The organism is uncultured Brachyspira sp., from assembly GCF_944390595.1.
Classification (GTDB): Bacteria; Spirochaetota; Brachyspiria; order Brachyspirales; family Brachyspiraceae; genus Brachyspira.
The window spans coordinates 1-22803 of record NZ_CALXRN010000239.1; the positions used below are offsets into that span (position 1 = coordinate 1).

The window sequence follows — 22803 nt, forward strand, 5'->3', positions numbered from 1 at the left end:
ATTCTGATGAGAAAATAAGAGTAGCAACAGAAGCAGCAAGAAAATCTCAGGAGATATTTACAGATATTAAAGATAAAATAGAAAATACAGCAAATATAATGAGAGATATTTCAAGTACAGCAGTTGAACAGCAGTCCGGAGTTGATCAAGTTAATCAGGCTGTATTAAGAATGGATGCAAGTACTCAGGAAAATGCAAGTTTAGTAGAACAGTCTAAAGATGCAAGTATAACATTAAGTACTGAGGCTCAGAAATTAATAGAAGTTGTAAGCTACTTTAAGTTATAAATATATTTTCAAAAATGGACTTAATTATAAAATTAAGTCCATTTTTTTATATCAAATTAATAGTGAATTACTCCTCCGATACCTATAGGTAATCCTGTTAACATCCAAATTATTAAAAGTAAAGACCATGAAACTAAGAAAGTTATAGAATACGGAAGCATTAATGCTGCCAAAGTACCAAGACCTGAACCTTCCTTTTGTTCTTTAGATTCATATTTTTCAGCAAATACAACTATCATAGCAAAGTATGACATTAAAGGAGTTATAATATTTGTGCTTGAATCTCCTATTCTATATGCAAGCTGAACAAATTCAGGAGAATAACCGATTTGCATAAACATAGGTACAAATATAGGAGACATTATAGCCCATTTTGCTGAAGCAGAGCCTATAAATAAATTTATAAATGCAGAAGCAAATACAAATGAAATAATAAGAGGAACTCCAGTAAATCCTGTTGATTTTAATAGGTTAGCTCCTGTTACAGATATTATAGTTCCTATATTTGTATAAGAAAAATAATATACAAATTGAGAGGCAAAAAATGATAAAACAAGATAGTATCCTAAAGTAGACATAGATTCTCCCATTGACTTCATAACATCTTTATCATTTTTAAATTGTTTTGTTACGAATGCATATACTACACTAGGTATAAAAAAGAATAATGCTATTATAATAACTATTCCGTCCATAAAAGGAGATTTCAAAAATGCTCCGTTTTCTCCTCTTAATATTCCATTTGATGGTACTACTAATATACAAATGATAATAGCGAATATTATAAATGATAATAGCGAATATTATAAATGATAATAAAGCCATCATTAATCCTTTTTTATCTAATTCGCTTATATTGAGATCATGTTCATATTTATCAGAACCTTCTCCTTCATATTTTCCTAAATTTGGCTCTACTATTTTTTCTGTTACTATTGTTCCCACTATAGTAAGCAGTATTGTAGAAAACGCTAGAAAATAAAAATTTGAAGTTCCTGCCACGTGATAATTAGGATCTATTATATTAGCAGCAGAAGTTGTAAAATTTGCAAGCAATACATCTACAACACCAACTGTTAAATTAGCACTATAGCCTGCAGATACTCCTGCAAATGTTGCCGCAAGACCTGCCAACGGATGTCTTCCCATTATAAGAAATACTATAGCACCAAGAGGTATTAAAATTACATAACCTATATCGCTTGCAACATTAGACATAATACCGGCAAATACAACCACAGCAGTAATTAATCTTTTAGGTGTTTTTAATACTAATAATTTTAATGCAACTCCTATAAGACCGCTTTTTTCAGATATACCTACACCCAACATAGCAAGCATAACAACACCAAGCGGAGCAAACCCTATATAATTCGGCAAAGCTTTTGTAACTATGATTCTAATACCTTCAGCACTCAATAATGATTTAGCACTGGATGTTATAGTGGTTTCAACTCCGTCTTTAAAACCTATATATTCAACTGATATACCTAATCTAAATGCTATTTCAGATGCTATTATTACAATTATAGATAATATAATAAATATAGTACATGGATCAGGTAATTTGTTTCCAATAATTTCTATGTAATTTAATGCTTTTAATAATGATGACGGCTTTTTTGATGACATAAACAGAAATCTCCAATATTTTAAATTATATAATTTGTATTATACATTTTAATAATTTACTTGTAAAGCAATATAATGTATTTATAAAAATTTTAATTTTTGGAAATAATATCATTATTATAATGTTTTTTAATTTCATCTATAAAATTTGAACATATTATATTTTGTCTTTTTGATTTTATTTCTATTTCTATTTCTTATGTTATCATTTTATTTGAATTTGATTTTTCATCTATATTTGCAAGATAATTACCTTTTTCATCGCATATAAAACTTTTACCTATAAAAGATGCTTCCATAATAGAATTTTTTTCTATGCCTATACGATTGCATAATACTAAAGGTGTTAGATTTTCTATAGCCCTTATTCTAGCTATTTCAAAAGTTGTGTTTGAACCAAAATTAGCAAGTACGCAAATAATATTACTTCCGTTTAATATTTGTGCTCTTGATATTTCATTGAACCATAAATCAAAACATATTTGTACAGATATACATGTATTATTTAAATTAAAAACTAAATTACTGTTATTTATATCACCTGAGTTAAAAAAATTCTTTTCAAAGTCAGATAAATGTATTTTTCTGTATACACCTTTTATATTTCCTTTTTTATTATTACTGCAGAATTATAAATTTTATCTTCAAACTCTTCAGCAAATCATGTAATAATTGAAATATTATTTTCTTTTGATATTTTTGATAAATTATTTATAAATATGCCATTTTCTATTTTTTCAGCTGATTTTTTTAATGCTTTCAAATACATATCCGCTAGAAGATAATTCAGGCAATACTATAATATCTGTATTTTCTTTATTTAAAGCTTCTTGTATTATTTCAATATTTTTATATTTATCTTTTTGCACATCAAATTGAAATGCACTAATTTTCATTTGGATCTTTGTATCCTTTTTCATTAAGTTCTGTTCTTATTTTTTTGTCTATACTTTTATCATCAGTTATTACAGATACAAATTTTAATCTAGGCATAGTTTCTTTAGAGAGCATATTTACATCAAAGCACTTTACATTTTCTAAAATCAATGTTCTTATTTTTGTATGATTTAATATAGAATCCATATTATCAAGGCTTCTTAAATTTCTTAAAACAACAGTTTTCAAATTTTCTAAATTGCTCAAATCAGGAATTTCTTTAAGAGTTTGTATATTATTAAGTTCTAATTTCTTTATAGTTTTCATCTCTGATAGAAAATTAAATGATCTCATATTTTTGCCTTTTTCTAAATAAAATTCCTCAAGTTCTGGAAGTTTTTTAGGTATTTCTTCTTCATGCGAAGCACCTGACAGTATAGCTAATTTTTTTATATTAGGATTTTTATCAAAAGACTCCATTCTAAAAGTGCCTGCTCCTATTTCTCTAATAGTAGGTCTTGCTGCTAAATAAACATCCTGTCTTAATGTGAGCCCGTTTTCTATATATATACTCTCTAAATTTTCTATATTATCAAGAGGTTTTAATTCCATATCTTTAGGCAAATCTCCGTATAGGTGAAGGCTTTTTAAGTTAATTAATCTTGCAAATATATCAACTCCTTTTAATGGAAATTTTAAAGAGGCATGATATATAAGATTCTTGATATCAGGCAAAGCTATTAATAAATCATTTCCCATTATACTATTTTTATTATTTTCATCTTTATCAGAAGACATATTTAAAAAGAAATCTTCTCTGTTTCTTAATATTTCATTAAGTGTTGAAATATTTTCTTTAGATACACCTGACTCATCTACAAATAGTATATAGCTTTTTTCAGAAAGAAGTAAATCAAAAAGGGTTTGATTGTCTAATGAAGATATTTTTATTTTTTCCATGTTATTATTTATTTATATTATTAATATTATTTTATAGCTAATTATAAAACAGGTGCGATTATTCTGCAAGCAGAATTTCTAAGTCTTATCAATTTAGGCTGTTTTGCATATTCTTCAGATGTAATTTTGTGCGAATTTAGAACATCTTTTTTGAATATATCCTCAAATTTTTTAGCTATATCAACATCATATATAACCGCATTCATTTCATAATGTAAATAAAAACTTCTTATATCCATATTGCAAGTTCCGCATGATACTATTCTTCCATCTATAGCACAGAATTTACTATGTAAAAAACCTTTTTCATAAAGATAAATATTTACCCCCGCTTTAAGTAAAGTTTCAAAATATGTTTGTGCTACCCACCATGCAACCTTTTTATCAGGTTTTCCTGTTATCATTAAATTAACATTAACTTCAGATAATGCAGCATTTTCTAATGTATGCAAAAAACCATCATCCGGTACAAAGTAAGGACTCTCTATATAAATACTTTCTTTTGCTTCTTCTATCATCTTTGAATATACTTTTTGTATGCTGTCCCATTTTGAATCTGCACCTGATGTTATGATTTGAACAGGCAGAAATTTGTCCGTAGTTGATTGAGGGAATAAATCCTTTCTAATAATAGAAATTTTTTCTTCATTTAGGTTTTTATTAGCATATTTTATTCTTCTTCTTTTTTTCTCTTTTACATTGAATACTTCTAAATCTCTTCCTCCGGCATTATACCAATCGCATACAAAGACATTTTGTATAAGGTTGCATGCATCTCCTACTATACGCATATGAACATCTTTCCAAGAATCAAAACGTTTTCCTCCGTCTATGTATTCCTGTCCAAGATTCATGCCTCCCATATATGATACTATTCCATCTATTACAACTATTTTTCTATGGTTTCTATAATTTACAAATCTAGTCCATAATATAGAAAAAGGATCATGATAATATAAAAACTTTATTCCATTTTTCTTTAATTCATTTCTATATTTTTTATTTATTCTCATCAAAGAACCGACACCGTCAAATATCAATCTAATCTCAACACCTTGATTTGCTTTTTTTATAAGAACATCTTTAATTCTTTCTCCAAGTTCATCGCTTCTCCATATAAAATATTCCATGTGTATAGTTTTTTCCGCTAATTTTAAATCATGAATTATGGCATTAAAAAGTTCTTCTCCTTCATCAAATACATAAACTTCATTTTGTACTGTAATTGGAGAGTATCCGCTTTTTATTGCAAGTTTTACTAAATTAATATGCTTTCCATAATGTCCCTGCATATTATCAAGTATTTTTATCTGTTCTTGGAGTAAAGATGAGAAATACTGCTTTATCATATCTTCCGGCAATTTAGCAGAAATTTTCTTTTTAGATTTTTTCCAATTCATTCCTAAAAATATATAAAATACAACTCCTACATAAGGAAGAAATACTAATACAGTAAGCCAAGCTATGAATGAATAAGGAGGTCTGTTTTCAAGAAGCATTTTTATTGCTATTGATATTACATATAAGAAAAATATTATAGTTAATATATAAAATACCATTTTTATCCCAAATTTGAATTATAATACCTTTAGATACTATATAAAACAATTATAAATGTCAAGAAAAATTGTATTATATGTAATGATAAATTTTAATTAAATACTTGACAAAAATCATTAGTAGGGTACAATAATATTACTTCCGAAAATATTTGTAATGAAGGGCGTTGGTTTTCTTTCCCAGAAAGAAACCGACACTCTTTTTTTATTTGTGGGAAATATAATGAATAAAGATAGAAGACCTCAAAAGCAAAAAGAATATGGCAGAGAGCCGAAGAAAAAAAAATTAAAAAAAGAAAAAACTAAAAAAGCAGATACAAATATAATAGATGAAGTATTATTATTTAATTGTATAAATAATAAATTAGAAGATAAGAATATATATTTATTGGATTTAAAAGTAAGATGTATTTCTGATAATAAAAAAGTTTATGCAGTTATTTATAAAAAGAAAGAGAGTGTATCTCATACCCATTGTATAGAAACTACAAGATTAATTCAGGAAGCTATTAAATCAAACGGCTATGATGAGGGAGATTACACCATTACAGTTTCTTCTGCTGGGTTTAGATGGAAGTTTAATGATAGGTATGAATTATTTGAAGATATGCCTATAAAAATTAAATATAAAGAAGGCGAGGGTTTTACTACGGCTTATGCTGTTTTAAAAGAAGCTAAGGATGATTATATTATTGTCAGTATAACTGATGAAGATAATATTATTAATGAAACAGATATAAAAATATTAAAAAGTGATATTATAAAAGCAAGATTAAATTGTTAATATTTTTAACAATAAAAATATATAAATAAAGAATTGGAGATAATAAATGTTTGAAAACGTTGGAACTTATTTACAGCAGCTTTCTGAAGAGAAGGATATTAGTATAGAGCTTTTAAAAGAAGTTATAGAATCTACTATGGTATTGGCACTAAAAAAGAAATATGGTAATGATATAAATTTCCATATACATTTTGATAGCAAGAATAATCCTACTGTATATAAAGGTGCTAACGTTGTGGAAGAAGTTAGAGATGATAAAAAAGAAATATCATTGGAAGATGCTAAAAAATTAGATCAAGATATTAATTTAGGCGATGAGGTTTTAATACTCGTTGATCAAGTTGAAGCATTCGGAAGAATAGAAAGTATGGTTGCTAAGACTACATTCTTTCAAAAAATTTCTGAGCTTGAAAAGAATATTATTTTTAATGAGTTTAAAAGAAGAGAGAATCAGCTTGTAAACGGATATTTCCAAAGAGAAAACAGAGGCAATATCTATGTAAATTTAGGTAAAACAGAAGGTTTGCTTCTAAAAAAAGATCAATCTCCAAAAGAACATTATACTGCAGGCGATAGAATAAGAGCCTATATCTACAAAGTAGAAAATGATAAATCAGGTCATCCTACTATATTCCTTACTAGAACAAAAGGTGATTTTATTAAAAAACTTTTTGAACTAGAAATACCGGAAATAGCAGACGGTACTGTAGAAATAAAAAATATAGTAAGACAGCCGGGATTAAAAATAAAAATAGCTGTTGTATCTAATAAACCGGAAGTTGATCCTATAGGTGCATGTATCGGACAGAAAGGAATACGTATACAATCTATAATAAAAGAGATAGAAGGCGAAAAAATAGATGTTGTTAAATGGTCTAAAGATATTAGAGAGTATATTGCTGAGGCTATAACTCCTGCTAAGCCTATTAGAATTATTATTACAGATCCTGAGAAAAAAGATGCTATGATTATAATACCGGATGAGCAACTTTCTCTTGCACTTGGTAAAAGCGGATTTAATGTAAAACTTGCTTCTCAGCTTACAGGATATCATTTTGACATAAAAACTGAAAGCGATATTAAAGAGAATCCGGAACTGCTTAAAGATATTGTTCCGCTTAATCAAATATTCTCAGATACTGCAGAAAGCACAGAAGAAAGCAGCAGCGATGAAACAGTTGAAATTGCTGAGTTAGAAAGTAATTTGTATTCACTTCAAGGTGTTGATGAATCTATTATTAAAATACTTATAGAAAATAATATCAATTCAATAGAAGAACTGTATAATATGTCTGCTGAGGAGATAATAGAAAAAACAGGCATAGAGAAGAGTATTGTTGATAATTTGATGCTTATAATGAAAGATGTTGTTGAAATAGTTGAAGCAGGCGAAGATGAATATGAAACTACTTCTGAAGAGGTTGTAGAAGAAATAGAAGTTTATGAGTGTCCTAACTGCGGTTCAAGCATAACTGAAGATATGACTAAATGTCCTAAATGCGGTATTGAGCTTACTTTTGAATAATTATGGTATGTAATATTTGCGGCAGCGATAAGTATACTAAAATCGGATATATAAAAAATATATGGCAGAATGATAAAGAAGTATATCAATGCTGTAATTGTGCTTTATATTTTATAGAACCTCCAACTGATGAAGAGATATATTTATTATATAAAAATGAATATCATAATAATATAAAAAATAAATTATTTGAGACAGCTAAAAGCAAAATGCGTTATGCTAGAAGCTTGTCTCAATTTAATTTTATAAAAGATTATATTGATATTAATAATAAAAAAATATGCGAGATAGGTGCTTTTGACGGCTTGCTTTTAAATATATTTAAAAATAACGGCTGTAATGTATTCGGATATGAGCTTAATGACAATGCTAGAGTTTATGCTAAAAGTAAATATAATATAGATTTGAAAGCAAATTTCTTAGAAAGCAATGAAAAATATGATATTATAATACTTTCTCATGTTATAGAACATTTCAAAAATCCAAAAGATATATTATTAAAAATAAAAAGCATGCTTAATAATGACGGATATATTTATATAGAAGTTCCAAATTCTCCAATGCCTAATCAATGCAGTTATGAAATGCTTATGAGGTATCTCAATACAGAACATACTGTAAATTTTAATATGGATAATATGAAAATGTTTGCTGCCTCAAATGATTTAGATATAATAGCATGTAAATATAGTAATTATCGTGTTTCAAAGACTAATGAAAAACTAAGGGCTAACATTTTAGAGGGAAGTCTTCCTAGTATATCTAATCTATTTTCATTTTTTATGTTTACTTTTAATGTGTTAATATTAACAAACAGAGTTTTTATTAATTATGATGATAACAACAATTTATGGTCTTATGGTGAAAATGTACGAATAATAACTAAAAATAAATCATAAATTAAGTTTTTAATTTATGATTTTTATTAAAAAACAGAATATTATTTTGACTTTATTACATAATTGTATATATTTAAATATATTCGTTTTTATAAAATTTCTATAAAGGTTATTCCCGTGAGAAACAAATTGATGTTTAAATTTTTATCGCCATTCGTAATTTTCTTATTTGTATTATTTGTTGCTATTTATATTATATACAGACCTTTATATAGGACAAGATTTCTACAAGAAAAATATCTTGCTTCATTAGAGGTTAAGACAAAAGCAGAAAGTTATGTAGAAGAATTAAAAAATACAGTATATGTTGTAGAGGCATATTTAGAATCCAGCCCTAATTTAATTGAATTTGGTAATTTTATAACAAATGTTCAAAAATTAAATGACGGATATTTAAATGTGTATTTCGGAGATACTGTTCCATATCCTAATGGAGGAACATTCATTAATACTTTAGAAGTTTATCCTTTAACTTATGATCAAACATCTAGGGACTGGTATAAGGATTCTGTTGCCACTAATGATGTAATGATAAGCAATCCTTATATAGATTTTGCAGTTAATAAACTTACTATAACATTTGCAAAAGCAATATATACAAATGGTTTTTTAAAAGGAGTTTTTTCTATAGACTTTGCTAATATTAATAGTATTAGCGACGGATTAAAGAAAAATTTTGATGAAGAAATTTATATAGTATCTGATAACGGAGTGTTTATGACACATGATAATGCAGACTATATATTAAATGAAACTAATAATTTATTTACATATCCTATATTTTCCGGATTTAATAATAATTTAGTTTCTCATATTGGAGATTTGGATATAATCAAAAATGAATGGTATTCTATTCAAAAAACTGATAATGCTCCTTGGCTTTTGGTATTTAAAGGAAGTGCTGAGCCTTTTTATGCTCAATTTAGATTTTTAATGATAAGTTTATTTTTATGTATTCTTGTACTTATTATTTTAGAGGCTTTGCTTGTTGCCAGAATAGTTATACCTTTATCTAATAATGTGTATCAGGCAATTACTATAATGACGCTTATGCAAGACGGACGATTCGACAGTCAGTTTGAAGAAAAAGATTTAAAAAGAAAAGACATTTATGGAATGCTTGCAAATTCTATTAATGATATGCAGCATATAATGTATAATATAGTTTCTGAATTAAAAGAGAATATATCTATGATAAATAATTCTTCTCAAAAAATATCTAAAGGGATTGACAATTTATCTGACAGAACTTCATCTCAGGCGGCAGCTGTTGAACAGATTACAAGTTCTATAGAGAATTTATTTTCTACCATTTCAAATACATCTAAAAACTCTTACGATGCTAAAAATATGAGTGCTAAAGTGGCAGAGTCTACACAGAATGGTGTTTCTGCTGTTAATGAAATATCCAACAATATGAATGAAATTTCTGAATCAAGCAAAGAGATATCAAATATTACAAAATTGATACAGTCTATAGCATTTCAAACTAATATATTGGCACTTAATGCTGCAGTAGAAGCTGCACGTGCCGGAGAGCAGGGCAGGGGATTTGCGGTTGTTGCTTCTGAAATTAGATCTTTGGCTCAGAATGTTAATGATGCTGCTGGAAACATAACAAATATTATAGAAAAAACTGTATCTAAAATAGAAATAGGAGATGAATCTGTTAAACGTTCTTTAGATATACTCTTGGAGATAGAGAATTCTGCCAGAGATGTTTCTAATATATTGGTGGACATATATGAATCAGCATCTTCTGAGGAAGAAAGTGTAAAACAAATAAATACTGCTATGAATGAATTAAATGCAATTACTCAGGAGAATGCTGAGTTGGTTAATAATAGTTCTTATTTAGGTAAAGAAGTTGTAGACGGGACGACTAATCTTTATTCGGAACTAGAATATTTCAAATTAGATAAAAAGTTTAAGTAAGGTTAAAATATAAAAGGAGCTGTTTGATTAGCTCCTTTTTTATATTTTTAAATTATAATTTTAAATTTTTTATTATTTCGCATGCTTCATCTACTTCTTTCATACTTATATCTCTATGCGTAACAAATCTTACTTTATATTCTACGAATGAACTAGCTCTTACACCAAGTTTTTCCAATTTTTCTATAATATATTCTGAAGTTTTTTCTGTATCTGCTATAACTATATTTGTTTCTACATGTTCAAAATCAAGAGTACCAATTCCTGCTTCTACAATAGTTTTTGCTATTTTTTTAGCTTTTATATGATCTTCTTCCAATGCTTCTATATTGTGCTGTAAAGCATATATACCAGCAGCTGCCATTAATCCTATTTGTCTCATACCGCCGCCTATTAATTTTCTCATTATAAATGCTTCTTCTATGAAATCTTCTTTACCGCAAATCATAGCTCCCATTGGGGCACCAAGTCCTTTAGATAAACAGAATGTAATAGAATCAGTATTTGATGCTATTTCTTTTACAGGTACTTTTGAAGCAATAGATGCATTGAAAACTCTAGCTCCATCCATATGAAGATGAACATTCTTAGATTGAGTAAATTCATATAATTCTCTAAGAACTTCTATAGGATAAACAGAACCGCCATGTCTGTTATGGCTGTTTTCTACTTCTACCATATTTATAGGTGAAACGAAATACGGCTGATGTCCGGCAAAATATTTTTCTACTATGCTTTTTGTTAATATTCCTCTATCTGCTTTTGTTGTTATAGTCATTATTCCGGCAAGCGAAGAAGCTCCTCCCAATTCATAATGCATAATATGTGATTCTTCCTCCAAAAGCATTTGTTTGCTTCTTGTTCCTAATATTAACATAGGTATTAAGTTACCCATAGTACCGCTTGAAACAAATATAGCTTTTTCTTTACCTGTAATTTCAGCAGCCATTTCCTGAAGTTTATTAACAGTAGGGTCTTCCATATAAACGTCATCGCCGCATTCTGCTTCATATATAGCTTTACGCATTTCATCACTTGGTTTTGTAATGGTGTCGGTTCTTAAATCGTATATTTTCATCTTTTTATTACTCCGATTATTAAAATAATGAGATTTTTTATCACAATTATAATACATTTGATATAAATTACAACAGCTATTAAAAAATAATTGAAATAATTAATAATTATATCTATAATATTTTGAAAATTATATACAGTAAGGAAAATAATTTATGATAAAGAGATATACAAGAAAAGAGATGGGAGAGCTTTGGAGCTTGCAAAATGAGTTTCAGGTTATGCTTGATGTTGAGATTGCTGCTTGCGAGGCTATGGCTGAAATAGGTGAAATTCCTCAAGAAGCAGTAAAAAATATTAAAGAAAAAGCAACTTTCACAGTAGAAAGAATCGCAGAAATAGAAAAAGAGACTAATCATGATATTATATCATTTGTAACTGCTGTTCAGGAAAATGTAGGAGAGGGCGGACAATATATACATAAAGGCTTAACTTCAAGCGATGTTAAAGATACTGCATTGGCTGTTATGATGAAAAGATCTGCTGAAATTATATTAGATGATTTGAAAAGATTATCAGAAGTTTTATTAAGAAGAGCAAAAGAACATAAATATACTCTTTGTATAGGACGTACTCATGGTATACATGCTGAGCCTATGACATTGGGATTAAAATTTATATTATGGTATGATGAGAATGAAAGAAATATTAAACGTGTTGAAGAGGCTAAAAAACAGGTTTCTGTTGGTAAGCTTTCAGGAGCAGTTGGTACTTATAGTAATATTGATCCTAGAATAGAAGAGCTTGTTTGTAAAAAGTTAGGTATAGAAGCAGACAAAGTTTCCACTCAAATAATACAAAGAGACAGACATGCTCAGTATCTTACTACTTTAGCAATAGTTGCTAGTTCATTGGAGAAATTTGCTACAGAGATTAGAAATTTACAAAGAACAGATATAAGAGAAGCAGAAGAATATTTCAGTGAAAAGCAAAAAGGTTCATCTGCTATGCCTCATAAAAGAAACCCTATCACTTGCGAAAGAATATCAGGTTTAGCAAGAATAGTAAGAGGTAATGCATTAGCATCTCTTGAAGATATAACTCTTTGGCATGAAAGAGATATAAGCCATTCATCAGTAGAACGTGTTATACTTCCAGATTCTACAATTGCAGTTGATTATGCTATTAATAAATTCATTGACATAGTAGATAAACTTTTAATATATCCGGATGCTATGAAAGCTAATATTGAAAAGACAGGCGGTTTAATTTTCAGCCAAAGAATATTAATAAGTTTAGTTAATAAAGGCATTGACAGAGATAATGCTTACAGATGGGTTCAGAGAAATGCAATGAAAAGATGGCTTAACAATGAAGACTTCAGAGAGAATGTTCATAAAGATGAAGATATAACAAAGTATTTAAGCTCTCAGGAAATTGATGACTGTTTCGATTATGCATACTATTTAAGAAATATTGATGTTATAATGAAAAGATTTGGAATATAAATTATATTACAAAATTAATAATAAGCCAAATAGAATAATATAATTTCTATTTGGCTATTTATTTATCCTAGTATATTTTTTATTCTGCTGAACAATGACTGCTTATCATTTTCTAAAGATTTATAATCTATATTTTCATCATTACAGAATTTTACAGCTGTTTCTATATTTTTATTTGCTAATTCTATAATGCTTTTTATTATAATTTCTTTAATTGTTTTTGTTTTTATAACATTGTTGTTTTTATATAGTTTAATTAATTCTTCAGAAGATTTTTCATAATTATTTGTATGATAATAGGATATTGCTCTGTTATAGTAAGCATTAAAAAAATTTCCGCTTAATTCTATAACTTTATCATAATAGGATATAGCCGCATCATATTCATTATTATCAAATGCTATATTTCCTATATTATAAAAATTATTTATCTCTTCATTTTTGTTTTTTAAATTTTCAAAATTTTTTATTTCTTTCTTTAATACTTTTAATTGTTTTTTATATAAAGTATTAAATTTGTTCATTTTTAATTTTGATTTTTTTAATATATTATTATTTATAACTATACCGATTAAAGTAAAAACTATTATTATAACAGTTAAAAAAGCAAACCAGAAATTTATTAAATTATTTGATGATTTAATAGTTTCATTCATCGACTGTTCTAAATTTCTATAGTAATTGTCAAATACATTTTTTAATGCCGATTCTAAATTTTCAATATTTGAGCTTTTTAATATTATATGATTTGTTGCTGTTTTATTACTTGATACCTGCCTTATTAACATATTGGTATAATAATCTTCTTTGGCTATAATTATATTTTCAAGAGAAGGAGAATAATTTGTTATAGAGTAATTTAATCTTCTTTCTATTTCCATATTATGATTTAAATATATATTTCTGAACATAAGCATTGATAATACAAATAATATTATAAAAGTAAGCATATAATATCTATGAAAGAATTTTAAGACTCTAGTTGGATATTTTCTTTTTGAATGTTCTTTTATTGTATTTATGCTGGTATCGGCTATATTTTTAATTTTTCCTTTGACATCTTTTTCATCTAAATATTTTTGGAATTTATCTATATTATCTGATGTAAAATCTTTTGCTTTTTCAAAACTTTTTATTGCAGCATCTTTAGCTTTTTCTATATTTTCATTGGCAAAATCTTTGGCCTTTTCTATATTTTCACTAGCAAAATCTTTAGCTTTTTGTATATTATCATCATTTATAAATCCTTTATTTTTATTAATGATATTGTTTTTATTTTTTTTATGATGTCTTATTCTTTTTTGTCTATTTAATTTAGATCTTTTGGATTTATTATTTTTTTTCATAAGGCTTACCCTTAAATATTTTTTTATATTTTATTATAAAATTAGAATAATTAAAATATTAAAATTTATTTAAACTTGATTTTTAACGTTAAAAGGTATATAAATATATTATAATAAAATCTTTATGGAAGTAAAGTTATGAATATATTTATAGCATCTAGTGAGGCCTATCCTTTTTCCAAGACAGGAGGGCTAGGTGATATTGCAGGAAGTCTTCCTTTAGCATTAGATTCTATCAAAATTAATACTTCTTTAATAATACCTCTATATAAACAAAATTATAATTTAGTAAACAAGAAAAACATATTAGCTAAAATACTAATAGAACATGGAAAAAATACAGAAGAAGTTGAAATAATAAAAATTAAACATCCTGAAAATAGTAATGTTTATGTTTATTTTATAAAGCATGATAATTTTTTTAAGAGAAACGGTATATATTCAGAAAATGGAATTGATTACAATGATAATGCAAGCAGATATATATTGTTTTCAAAAGCTATTGTAAAACTTATTATATATTTATATGAGAAAGAAAATCTAAAAGCAGATATACTTCATATTCATGATTGGCAGACATCATTGGCAGCACTCTATATAAAAGAAGTTTATAATGATGAAAATGCATTAAAAGATTTAAAGGTAATGTTTACTATTCATAATTTAGCTTATCAAGGTAATTTTAATACAGATATATATATATTGCTTAATATTTCTTGGAAATTCTTTGTTCACAGCAGACTTGAGTTTTACGGATATGTAAGTTTTATAAAGGCCGGCATAATACTTTCAGATATTGTTACAACGGTAAGTCCTTCTTATTCTAAAGAGATACAGGGTGAGGAATTTGGATGCGGTATGAATAGCCTGCTTACAGATGTTTCTCATAAGTTGTACGGAGTTCTTAATGGTGTATATGATGATTCTTGGAATCCTAAAACAGATAAATATATAAAAAATAATTATGATATAAATAATCCGGAAAAAAAGAAACTTATAAAGAATTCTTTATATAAAGAATTAGATTTTATTAATAAATCATATCCTCTTGTAACTATGATTTCAAGATTTGATCCTCAAAAGGGACTTGATTTGGTATATTCATCATTTTTTGAATTATCCACTTATGAAGCTAATTTTGTTTTTTTATTTGCCAAGAATAATTATTTTAAAGATTTTGAATACGAATTTACAAACAGAGCAAAAAGAGCAAAGAATATAAAAGTGTTATTTACATTTGATGAATCATTAGCTCATAGATTAACAGCAGGCAGCGACTTATATTTAATGCCCAGCAAATTTGAACCATGCGGACTTAATCAAATATACAGTATGAAATATGGAAGCCTTCCTATAGTACATGCGGTAGGAGGATTAAAAGATACTGTTATAAATTATAATGGAAATAAGACGGTTAATAAAGCTACTGGTTTCTCATTTAATGAATATTCTATAAAAAGTTTTGTTCAAACTATGGACTTAGCTTTTGATTTATATTATAATAAAAAAGATATATGGGATAAATTAATTTTCAATGCAATGAGCAAAGATTATTCTCTTCATAAAACAGCTTTAGAGTATGCTAAACTCTATAAAAAAATGTTAAACAATAAAAAATAATATTTTTAATTAATAGATAAAATAAAAAATTAAAGGAGAATTATTATGACAAAAGACCCAAGTTTTGATATAGTTTCTGAGGTTGATATGCAGGTTATAGATGATTGCGTAAATGTAGCCACTAAAGAAATAGATAATAGATTTGATTTTAAAGGTCAAAATATTAAGATTGAATTAAATAAAGGTGAGAAAACTATTACAATAATTGCCCCTGCAGATTTTGTATTGAATCAGGTTAAAGATATTCTCTTTCAAAAGTTTATTAAGAGAGGGTTAAATCAGAAATGTTTGAAAGAGAAGAAGAAAGAAAAAGCTGCTGGAGATGCTGTTAGAGAAATTGATGAAATAGTACATGGTATAGATAAAGACTTGGCTAAGCAAATAGTAAAAGATATAAAAGACATGAAATTAAAAGTTCAGGCAAGCATACAGGATGAACAGATAAGAGTGTCAGGTGCTAAGAAGGATGATTTGCAGGCAGTAATTTCTATGATTAAAGAAAAAGATTATCCTATACCTTTGCAATTTACAAATTACAGATAATAATAAAGATAAAATAAAAAGGGGATTAAATATCCCCTTTAATTTTTATTATATATATTTATCATATTTTTAATCTTATTAACCCCACAACTTTACCAACTATAGATACACTTTCCTTTATGATAGGCGGATAATCCTTGTTTTCAGGCATCAATTTGATACAGTCTTTTTCTCTAAAAAATCTTTTAACTGTTATCTCTTCATTGCCGTTATCATCAATTTTAGCAACAACTATATCTCCGTTATCAGGCTCGCTTGTAGTAGGATGAACTAAAATCATGTCTCCTTCTTTGATGTGTGCATCTATCATTGAGTCTCCGGCAACTCTCATAAGAAAATTATTTTCATCCTGTACTATAGATTTAGGAAGAGAATAAGTTTCTTCAACGGATTCATCAGCAACATCCATTAAAAGTCCTGCTTTTACTTCATTACTTAAAAGCGGTATCTTTATAAGGTTATGATTTCCCTTATTGAAAGTGTCTATAGGAACACTTCCTCTAGCTCTTTTTCCTGTTTTTTTAACATATCCTTTCTTTTCCAAAGCTGTTAAATGTGTTGTTACTGCAGTAGGAGAAGCAAAATTAAAATGAACCATAATTTCTTTAACAGTTGGAGGATATCCGTTTTCATTGGTGAATCTTTGCAAAAAGTTAAAAATATCTCTTTGCTTATCTGTTAATTCAGTCATATTTATACCTCTTTATATTTACATGTAGTATTTGTTATTATACTATATAAAAATATGATGTCAAGTTATAATGTGAAAAAAATTGTATTTTTACGGTTATTTGGGCATAAATTAAAGTGTAATATAGTTTAAATTTAATCTATTTTATGAAATTATTATACTTTTATATAAAGTATTTATAAATATATGTATTTAAATTTATTATATTATTTTTTGCTTAATAAAGCAGATTGTATTGATTATTGATATTTTTGTGAATAATATTATAATGATACCTTATTAATTAAAAATCATTATTGGTTGTATTTATGGATTATGTAATATCTACTACTATTTATCTGCTTAAAGGTACGTACACAACTTTATGTCTTTATATTGTAACTGTATTATTTTCACTGCCTTTATCAATGTTATTTGCAGCATTACAATTTAGTTCGCCAAAGTTTGTAAAATATATTTTTGATATATATGCTTGGATATTCAGAGGTACTCCATTAATACTTCAGCTTATATTCTTTTATTATGGTCTTCCGCTTATGACTAATAATGCAATAGCTTTCCCGGCATTTACATCAGCAGCTATTACATTCGTACTTAATTATTCAGCTTATCTTATGGAAATATTTAGAGCAGGTATTGAAAGTATAGAGAAGGGACAGTATGAAGCAGCTTTTGCTCTTAATTTAAATTACAGACAAATTATGACTAGAATAATTCTTCCGCAAGCTGTAAGAAGAGTACTTCCTCCTTTATCTAATGAAGCTATAAACTTAATAAAAGATACTGCTTTAGTTATAGTGCTAGGAATAGGAGATTTAATGCTTCATGCAAGACAGATACTTACTAGGGATTATAAATTACTGCCATTTTTAATAGCAGCTATTATATATTTGTTATTTACTTCAGTTCTTGTATTTGTATTCAGACAATTGGAGAAGAAATATGTCATCAGAAATTAAAGAAACTATTTTGAAAGTTGTCAATGTAAAAAAACATTATAAAGACACTCCGGCAATAAACGGTGTATCATTTGAAGTTAATAAGGGTGATATATTATCTATTATAGGCCCTTCCGGTGCTGGTAAAAGTTCTCTCCTAAGAAATATTATACAGATAGAAGAACCGGATTACGGTGAAGTTTATATAGATAATGAAGTTTTATTTTGTAAAAGGGAAGGTGAGAAAGCAGAATCTATTACTCATGCAGATTTTATGAAGCGTAAAGAAAAAATAGGCATGATATTTCAGCATTTTAATTTGTTTCCTCATAAGACAGCATTAGAAAATATAATAGAAGCTCCTATTGTTGTAAAAAAGAAAAACAAAGATGAAGCTATAGAAGAAGCATTGAAGCTGCTTGACAGTGTAGGACTTAAACATAAAAAAGATAGTTATCCAAATGAGTTATCAGGAGGACAAAAACAGAGAGTTGCCATTGCAAGAGCTTTGGCTATGAAGCCTGAGGTACTTTTATGCGATGAGCCTACATCTGCTTTAGACCCTGAACTTATAGGAGAGGTTCTTGCTGTATTAAAAGAACTTGCTAAAGAAAAAATGACAATGATTGTTGTAAGTCATGAAATAAGTTTTGTGCATGAACTTTCTATAAACATAGCTTTTATGGACGGAGGTAAAATAATAGCTATGGATTCATCAGATAATTTCTTTAATAATCAAAGCAATGATAGAATAAAAGATTTTTTGAATAAAATTTTTCATAAATAGTTTGCTTAATATATATTTTTTTATTGACATTTTTATGAATAGTATTACAATAACTAGTAATGAATGTTTGTCAGGAGTTCTTAGATGCATAATTGCAGATTCCATTTCAATAATATCTTTTATTCAATTCTTTATAACAAACATCATACCAATTAAAGTTTTATTATAAATCATCAAAATATAAATTTATTAATTCTTATCATCAAAGGAGTAAATTATGATGAAACGTATATTTTTATTATTATTTGCAGCAATTATGATTATTAGCTGCGGATCTAATAATACAGCAAATGAAGGTAATGGAGCATCTACGGATGCAACAAATGCTCAAGCAGATAATTCATTGCAAAAAGTAAAAGATGCAGGCAAACTTGTTTTAGGTTTGGATGATACTTTTGCTCCAATGGGTTTTAGGGATGAAAATGGTCATGTAGTTGGTTTTGATATCGATTTAGCAGCTGAAGTAGCTCGCCGTATGGGTGTTGAGCTTGAAATTAAACCTATAGAATGGTCTAGCTCAATATTAAGCCTAAATAAAGGTGATGTAGATGTTCTTTGGAATGGTGTTACTATAAATGAAGCTAGGAAACAGCAGATTAATTTTTCAAAGCCTTATCTTAATAACAGACTTGTTATAGTAAAAGCTGTTGATGATAATACAATAAATTCAAAAGATGATTTGAAAGGTAAAGTATTGGGTGTTCAGGTTGGAAGTAATGATGAGGCGTTAACAGCTGATCCTTCAAGTAAAAATGCTAAAGAAATACGCAGATATGATGTAAATGTTAATGCATTTTTAGATTTACAGGCAAAAAGAATAGATGCTGTTATTATAGATGAAGTTGCAGCTCAGTATTATATATCTGATAAAAAAGCACCTTTTGTTGTTGTAGATAAAAGCCCTTTAACTGAAGAGTTATATGGAGTAGGAGTTAGAAAAACTGACGGACAGCTTTTAGCTGAAATTGACAGAATATTAGATGAAATGAAATCTGATGGAAAAGCAGCTGAAATATCTCAAAAATGGTTTTCTAAAGATATAGTTTTAAAATAATTAATTATTTTTTACATATTAAGTGTATATTTACAATAATATACACTTTTTTTACAAAAAAATTAAATTTACTATTGATATTTTTATGAATAGTAATACAATATATAGTAATAGTTTGTTAGGAGTTTGTAAATATTTTTTATTCAATGAAAATCTATTAGGGTTAAATTATGAAGAAATATATATTTTTGTTATTTGCGGTAGTTTCAATAATTATCGGATGCAGTTCAAAAACTAGTAATGAGCAAACTCTTACTCAGGAAGATGATTCTCTTAAAAGAGTAAAAAATGCAGGCAAACTTGTTTTAGGTTTAGATGATACATTTGCTCCCATGGGATTTAGAGACAGCAACGGAGAAATAGTTGGTTTTGATATTGATTTAGCAACTGAAGCAGCAAGACGCATAGGGGTAGATCTTGAGACTGTATCTATAGAATGGCCAAATTCAACATCTATTTTGACTAATGGAGAAGTTGATGTAATTTGGAATGGTCTTAATATAATTGAGGCTAGAAAAAAAGATATGATTTTTTCTAAGCCTTATCTAAATAATAAACTTGTTATAGTAAAATCAATAGATGATGAAACAATTAATTCTTTGGAAGATTTAGTTGAAAAAAATGTTGGGGTTCAGTCCGGCGGTAATTATGAACAAATTTCTAATAATACTGCAATATCTAAAATTACAAATATGAGTAAATACAATGATAATATTAAGCTATTTGAGGATTTACAATCAGGAATATTAGATGCTGCTATTATAGATGATGTTTTTGCTCAATATTATATAGCTGAAAAGAACTCTCCTTTTGTAATTCTTGAGAATATACCTTTAACAAATGGATTATATGTTGTAGGATTTAGAAAATCTGATACTGAGCTTTTAAATGAGGTAAATAGAATATTGGATGAAATGAAGTCTGATGGGACAGCTGCTAAGATATCTGTAAAGTGGTTTGGGAAAGATATAGTTTTGAAATAATCATACCGTTTATCCATAAAAATAAAAGTGTATATTAATATTTATATATTGATATACACTTTTATGTTATGATCTTAATTATGAAATTTTTATTATATCTACATTATATAGTAATGAATTAATATTTTTAGGCAAAATTGTTTTATTATCTACACCTAGTAATTTTAATTTTTTTAATTTGCTGATTTCTTTTGGGATTTCTTCTATATTATTGAAATATAGATATTCTAAATTTTCTAAGCTGTACATTTCTTCCGGTATTGAATATATATTTCCTTTTAGGTATAGTTTTTTTAATTCTTTAACATTCTTTATATTGCGAGGTATTGTTATAGTATCATAGCTTGAAAAGTAGAATTCTTTTAAATTGGTAAGAGAACCTATATATTCAAAGCTTCCGTTAAGATTATTATTCTTTAATGATAAAGTAGTTAATTTTGATAATTTAGTTATATGATTAGGTATCTTTTCTATTTTATTATTATCAAGATAAAGTTCTTTTAAATTTTCTAAATTGGTAATTTCTTTAGGTATATCATTAATATTGTTATTTGATATATTTAGTTCTTCTAATTTTGAAAGTTTAAATATTTCTTTAGGTATGCTGTTTAATTTATGTCCGGATAAATTTAATGTTTTCAAATTTTTTAAATTTAATATTTCTATTGGAAATTCTTTAAACATATTATTACATATATCTATTTCTTCAAGTTTTTTTAAATTTGATATTTTATCAGATAAATATTTTATTTTATTAAAGCTAATATCTATATATTTTAAATTATTTAAATTAAATATGCTTTCCGGTATTTCTTTTATATTATTATTACATATATCTAAAATTTCAAGATTTTTTAATATAGATATTTCATTTGGTATGTTATTTAATTTGCAGCAGCTTAAATCTAATTTTTTTAGATTTAATAATTCTTTTTTAGTATAATTTGCAAATCTGTTTATATTATTTTTTTTGAAAAAAATATATAGATTATTTAAATTTTTTTCTAAACTTTTATTTGCTGATATATCTTTCATCTAAATATTCTCCTTTTATGATATATTAGCATTATAAGAGTTTAGTATGACAAATTTTGTCATATATAATTTTTTTTAGTTATAAATTGTATCAAGTATATATTTTAATTTCATTGCTTCCAATTGTCCAGGTGCAGATGAACGCTTAGCAGATGCAAATGTAATAACAGAACCAAATATTCTGCTTATAATTCCAAGTTCACCCATAGATATTGCAATTATAGGAAAATCTTTTATTTCGCTTGAAGCATCTAATAAAGTAATTACATCTTTTTTATTTTTAGGCATATATGCAACTTTTGCAATGTCGCATTTTAATTTTATCATTTTATTTATTCTTGAAACTATTTCTTTTTTGGATGGTGTTTTATTAAAATCATGATTTGATATTATTGTTTTTATATTTTTATCATTAGCCAATTTTATTATTTTTTTTATATCATATTCTTTTATTGTTAATAGTTCTAAATCTATTAAATCAAAACATTTATTTTCTATAATAAAATAATATATATCTATTATATTTTTATATACACTATATTTTATATCTATATTTCCGCCTTCTTTTGACGATCTTAATGTAAATAATATTGGCTTATTAGTAACTTTTTTCATATCTTTTGAAATTTGTACTATACTGTCATATTTATCAATATTATCTATATAAAAATCAGCCCTCCATTCTATAATATCAACTGGAAGTTTATTTATTTCTTTTATATATTTGATTATATCCTTTTCATTTTTTTCAACTACAGGTATGCATATTTTTGGAGAACCTTTTCCTACTCTCATATTTTATCCTTTCTTAAGTGTATTTAATA

At 26.7% G+C, this 22803-nt stretch carries 22 protein-coding genes and 1 pseudogene; 12 read left to right on the top strand and 11 right to left on the bottom strand.

The features are described from left to right. A pseudogene (locus Q0J90_RS14265) lies at positions 1-287 on the top strand (methyl-accepting chemotaxis protein); the annotation flags it as partial. A gap of 56 nt (positions 288-343) precedes the next feature. Here Q0J90_RS14265 and Q0J90_RS14270 read toward each other — a convergent pair. The 6 genes from Q0J90_RS14270 to cls all read right to left on the bottom strand — a co-directional run bounded on the left by Q0J90_RS14270 (position 344) and on the right by cls (position 5314). Then, positions 344-997 carry an AbgT family transporter gene (locus Q0J90_RS14270; RefSeq protein WP_367173894.1) on the bottom strand — a complete coding sequence of 218 codons (654 nt, stop codon included), beginning with the start codon at positions 995-997 and terminating at the stop codon, positions 344-346. Next, positions 936-1919: an AbgT family transporter gene (locus Q0J90_RS14275; protein ID WP_297278545.1), complete on the bottom strand. Its 984-nt coding sequence runs from the start codon at positions 1917-1919 to the stop codon at positions 936-938. Before Q0J90_RS14275 ends, Q0J90_RS14270 begins: the two co-directional genes overlap by 62 nt. Positions 1920-2116: 197 nt before the next feature. Further along, positions 2117-2521, bottom strand: coding sequence for a carbon-nitrogen hydrolase family protein (locus Q0J90_RS14280; protein ID WP_297278577.1), 405 nt, complete (start codon positions 2519-2521; stop codon positions 2117-2119). A 135-nt stretch (positions 2522-2656) separates the two neighbouring features. Continuing rightward, a complete protein-coding gene (locus tag Q0J90_RS14285) occupies positions 2657-2815 on the bottom strand; it encodes a hypothetical protein (RefSeq protein WP_297278546.1) in 159 nt (52 codons plus the stop codon). Then, on the bottom strand, positions 2805-3755 hold the full coding sequence (locus Q0J90_RS14290; RefSeq protein ID WP_297278547.1) for a hypothetical protein: 951 nt from the start codon (positions 3753-3755) through the stop codon (positions 2805-2807). Before Q0J90_RS14290 ends, Q0J90_RS14285 begins: the two co-directional genes overlap by 11 nt. A 41-nt stretch (positions 3756-3796) precedes the next feature. Continuing rightward, entirely contained in the window at positions 3797-5314 is a 1518-nt protein-coding gene (cls, locus tag Q0J90_RS14295) for a cardiolipin synthase (RefSeq protein WP_297278548.1), read from the bottom strand. Between the two features lie 223 nt (positions 5315-5537). Between cls and Q0J90_RS14300 the strand changes: the two genes are divergently transcribed. The 4 genes from Q0J90_RS14300 (at position 5538) to Q0J90_RS14315 (ending at position 10457) form a co-directional block, all read left to right on the top strand. Next, positions 5538-6098: a ribosome assembly cofactor RimP gene (locus Q0J90_RS14300; RefSeq protein WP_297278549.1), complete on the top strand. Its 561-nt coding sequence runs from the start codon at positions 5538-5540 to the stop codon at positions 6096-6098. Positions 6099-6144: 46 nt separating this feature from the next. After that, positions 6145-7623, top strand: coding sequence for a transcription termination factor NusA (gene nusA / locus Q0J90_RS14305; protein ID WP_297278550.1), 1479 nt, complete (start codon positions 6145-6147; stop codon positions 7621-7623). A 2-nt stretch (positions 7624-7625) separates the two neighbouring features. Continuing rightward, entirely contained in the window at positions 7626-8522 is an 897-nt protein-coding gene (locus tag Q0J90_RS14310; protein WP_297278551.1) for a class I SAM-dependent methyltransferase, read from the top strand. Between the two features lie 117 nt (positions 8523-8639). After that, positions 8640-10457 (top strand): methyl-accepting chemotaxis protein, encoded by a 1818-nt coding sequence (locus Q0J90_RS14315; RefSeq protein ID WP_297278552.1) that lies wholly within the window; start codon positions 8640-8642, stop codon positions 10455-10457. Between the two features lie 52 nt (positions 10458-10509). On the opposite strand, the gene Q0J90_RS14320 is transcribed toward Q0J90_RS14315, so the two are convergent. After that, positions 10510-11535: a low specificity L-threonine aldolase gene (locus Q0J90_RS14320; RefSeq protein ID WP_297278553.1), complete on the bottom strand. Its 1026-nt coding sequence runs from the start codon at positions 11533-11535 to the stop codon at positions 10510-10512. A gap of 154 nt (positions 11536-11689) precedes the next feature. Here Q0J90_RS14320 and purB point away from each other — a divergent pair, with 154 nt between their 5' ends. Next, positions 11690-12982: an adenylosuccinate lyase gene (gene purB, locus Q0J90_RS14325; protein ID WP_297278554.1), complete on the top strand. Its 1293-nt coding sequence runs from the start codon at positions 11690-11692 to the stop codon at positions 12980-12982. A gap of 62 nt (positions 12983-13044) precedes the next feature. Here purB and Q0J90_RS14330 read toward each other — a convergent pair whose 3' ends face one another. Further along, complete coding sequence (locus Q0J90_RS14330) at positions 13045-14328, bottom strand: hypothetical protein (protein ID WP_297278555.1); 1284 nt, start codon at positions 14326-14328, stop codon at positions 13045-13047. A 138-nt stretch (positions 14329-14466) separates the two neighbouring features. On the opposite strand from Q0J90_RS14330, the gene Q0J90_RS14335 reads away from it, so the two are divergent. After that, the gene (locus Q0J90_RS14335) at positions 14467-15948 is read left to right on the top strand and encodes a glycogen synthase (RefSeq protein WP_297278556.1); all 1482 of its coding nucleotides are present in this window, start codon (positions 14467-14469) and stop codon (positions 15946-15948) included. 45 nt (positions 15949-15993) lie between these two features. Then, positions 15994-16491: a YajQ family cyclic di-GMP-binding protein gene (locus tag Q0J90_RS14340; RefSeq protein WP_297278557.1), complete on the top strand. Its 498-nt coding sequence runs from the start codon at positions 15994-15996 to the stop codon at positions 16489-16491. A gap of 61 nt (positions 16492-16552) precedes the next feature. On the opposite strand, the gene lexA is transcribed toward Q0J90_RS14340, so the two are convergent. After that, positions 16553-17182 (bottom strand): transcriptional repressor LexA, encoded by a 630-nt coding sequence (gene lexA, locus Q0J90_RS14345; protein WP_028330017.1) that lies wholly within the window; start codon positions 17180-17182, stop codon positions 16553-16555. 308 nt (positions 17183-17490) lie between these two features. Here lexA and Q0J90_RS14350 point away from each other — a divergent pair, with 308 nt between their 5' ends. From Q0J90_RS14350 to Q0J90_RS14365, 4 genes are all read left to right on the top strand, one after another. Continuing rightward, positions 17491-18141 carry an amino acid ABC transporter permease gene (locus tag Q0J90_RS14350; protein WP_297278558.1) on the top strand — a complete coding sequence of 217 codons (651 nt, stop codon included), beginning with the start codon at positions 17491-17493 and terminating at the stop codon, positions 18139-18141. After that, a complete protein-coding gene (locus Q0J90_RS14355) occupies positions 18125-18907 on the top strand; it encodes an amino acid ABC transporter ATP-binding protein (RefSeq protein ID WP_297278559.1) in 783 nt (260 codons plus the stop codon). Before Q0J90_RS14350 ends, Q0J90_RS14355 begins: the two co-directional genes overlap by 17 nt. A 220-nt stretch (positions 18908-19127) precedes the next feature. Continuing rightward, positions 19128-19961 carry an amino acid ABC transporter substrate-binding protein gene (locus Q0J90_RS14360; protein ID WP_297278578.1) on the top strand — a complete coding sequence of 278 codons (834 nt, stop codon included), beginning with the start codon at positions 19128-19130 and terminating at the stop codon, positions 19959-19961. 170 nt (positions 19962-20131) lie between these two features. Further along, the gene (locus Q0J90_RS14365) at positions 20132-20944 is read left to right on the top strand and encodes an amino acid ABC transporter substrate-binding protein (protein WP_297278560.1); all 813 of its coding nucleotides are present in this window, start codon (positions 20132-20134) and stop codon (positions 20942-20944) included. A 78-nt stretch (positions 20945-21022) separates the two neighbouring features. Here the strand turns inward: Q0J90_RS14365 and Q0J90_RS14370 are convergent, their stop codons facing one another. Further along, on the bottom strand, positions 21023-21979 hold the full coding sequence (locus Q0J90_RS14370; RefSeq protein ID WP_297278561.1) for a leucine-rich repeat domain-containing protein: 957 nt from the start codon (positions 21977-21979) through the stop codon (positions 21023-21025). A gap of 75 nt (positions 21980-22054) precedes the next feature. Continuing rightward, entirely contained in the window at positions 22055-22774 is a 720-nt protein-coding gene (aroD, locus tag Q0J90_RS14375) for a type I 3-dehydroquinate dehydratase (RefSeq protein WP_297278562.1), read from the bottom strand. Positions 22775-22803 lie beyond the last annotated feature (29 nt).

Excerpts from the sequence above, each read along its gene's own strand:
- Q0J90_RS14275 (WP_297278545.1), bottom strand. The coding sequence starts at position 1,919 with ATGTCATCAAAAAAGCCGTCATCATTATTAAAAGCATTAAATTACATA.
- Q0J90_RS14285 (WP_297278546.1), bottom strand. The coding sequence starts at position 2,815 with ATGAAAATTAGTGCATTTCAATTTGATGTGCAAAAAGATAAATATAAA.
- Q0J90_RS14290 (WP_297278547.1), bottom strand. The coding sequence starts at position 3,755 with ATGGAAAAAATAAAAATATCTTCATTAGACAATCAAACCCTTTTTGAT.
- cls (WP_297278548.1), bottom strand. The coding sequence starts at position 5,314 with ATGGTATTTTATATATTAACTATAATATTTTTCTTATATGTAATATCA.
- Q0J90_RS14300 (WP_297278549.1), top strand. The coding sequence starts at position 5,538 with ATGAATAAAGATAGAAGACCTCAAAAGCAAAAAGAATATGGCAGAGAG.
- nusA (WP_297278550.1), top strand. The coding sequence starts at position 6,145 with ATGTTTGAAAACGTTGGAACTTATTTACAGCAGCTTTCTGAAGAGAAG.
- Q0J90_RS14310 (WP_297278551.1), top strand. The coding sequence starts at position 7,626 with ATGGTATGTAATATTTGCGGCAGCGATAAGTATACTAAAATCGGATAT.
- Q0J90_RS14320 (WP_297278553.1), bottom strand. The coding sequence starts at position 11,535 with ATGAAAATATACGATTTAAGAACCGACACCATTACAAAACCAAGTGAT.
- purB (WP_297278554.1), top strand. The coding sequence starts at position 11,690 with ATGATAAAGAGATATACAAGAAAAGAGATGGGAGAGCTTTGGAGCTTG.
- Q0J90_RS14330 (WP_297278555.1), bottom strand. The coding sequence starts at position 14,328 with ATGAAAAAAAATAATAAATCCAAAAGATCTAAATTAAATAGACAAAAA.
- Q0J90_RS14335 (WP_297278556.1), top strand. The coding sequence starts at position 14,467 with ATGAATATATTTATAGCATCTAGTGAGGCCTATCCTTTTTCCAAGACA.
- Q0J90_RS14340 (WP_297278557.1), top strand. The coding sequence starts at position 15,994 with ATGACAAAAGACCCAAGTTTTGATATAGTTTCTGAGGTTGATATGCAG.
- lexA (WP_028330017.1), bottom strand. The coding sequence starts at position 17,182 with ATGACTGAATTAACAGATAAGCAAAGAGATATTTTTAACTTTTTGCAA.
- Q0J90_RS14350 (WP_297278558.1), top strand. The coding sequence starts at position 17,491 with ATGGATTATGTAATATCTACTACTATTTATCTGCTTAAAGGTACGTAC.
- Q0J90_RS14355 (WP_297278559.1), top strand. The coding sequence starts at position 18,125 with ATGTCATCAGAAATTAAAGAAACTATTTTGAAAGTTGTCAATGTAAAA.
- Q0J90_RS14360 (WP_297278578.1), top strand. The coding sequence starts at position 19,128 with ATGAAACGTATATTTTTATTATTATTTGCAGCAATTATGATTATTAGC.
- Q0J90_RS14365 (WP_297278560.1), top strand. The coding sequence starts at position 20,132 with ATGAAGAAATATATATTTTTGTTATTTGCGGTAGTTTCAATAATTATC.
- Q0J90_RS14370 (WP_297278561.1), bottom strand. The coding sequence starts at position 21,979 with ATGAAAGATATATCAGCAAATAAAAGTTTAGAAAAAAATTTAAATAAT.
- aroD (WP_297278562.1), bottom strand. The coding sequence starts at position 22,774 with ATGAGAGTAGGAAAAGGTTCTCCAAAAATATGCATACCTGTAGTTGAA.